This is a genomic window from Aeromicrobium sp. PFPM2_SD2 (assembly GCF_057364525.1).
Window position 1 is genome coordinate 1 of the sequence record NZ_JBNFNZ010000774.1, and the last position, 620, is coordinate 620.

2 protein-coding genes are annotated in these 620 nt (G+C 76.6%); one reads left to right on the forward strand and one right to left on the reverse strand.

Annotated elements, in window-relative coordinates:
* Positions 1-244, forward strand: a 244-nt coding sequence (locus tag AC2W7G_RS18020; RefSeq protein ID WP_485869639.1) for an AAA family ATPase, incomplete at its 5' end; no start/stop codon positions are given.
* Here AC2W7G_RS18020 and AC2W7G_RS18025 read toward each other — a convergent pair.
* On the reverse strand, positions 234-434 hold the full coding sequence (locus AC2W7G_RS18025; protein ID WP_485869640.1) for a TetR-like C-terminal domain-containing protein: 201 nt from the start codon (positions 432-434) through the stop codon (positions 234-236). The two genes, AC2W7G_RS18020 and AC2W7G_RS18025, sit on opposite strands and share 11 nt — an antisense overlap.
* Between the last annotated feature and the right edge of the window lie 186 nt (positions 435-620).

Here is a 620-nt window from a genome sequence, read left to right on the forward strand (position 1 = left end):
GCCGACCAGGACGCCGGGGTCGCTGTCCGGTGGCGAGCGGCTGCGCGCGACGCTCGCCTGCCTGCTGCTGGCCGAGCCGGCGCCGCAGCTCCTGTGCCTGGACGAGCCGACCAACGACCTGGACATGCGCAGCGTCGACCGGCTCGTCGAGGCGCTCGCGGGCTACGAGGGGGCGCTCGTCGTGGTCAGCCACGACGAGCGGTTCCTGGACGCGCTCGGGCTCGACCGCACGATCACGACGTGAGGCCGAGGACGTCCAGGGCCGCGCCGACCTGGACGTCCAGCAGCGCGGCCACGTCGACGACGGGGTCGGGACCGAGCTGGCCGAACACCTCCAGGCTGGTGAGCCCGACGATCGTCGTCCACAGCCGCAGCGCGACCTCGAGCGCGCCGTCGTCGAGACCGACCCCGGCCTCGGCCCGCAGCGTCGACAGGTCGAGCCCGGACGGGCCCGGTGCCGAGACCCCCGGCCCCGTCCAGGGTGCCCAGCAGCAGGCCGATCACCCGGGTGCCCGGCCTGCTCGTGCGCTCGGCCGGCGCCGCGTACCCGGGCACCGGGCTGCCGTACAGCAGCGCGTAGCGGGCGGGCTGGCGCGCCCCCACGCACGGAAGGCGCGGGC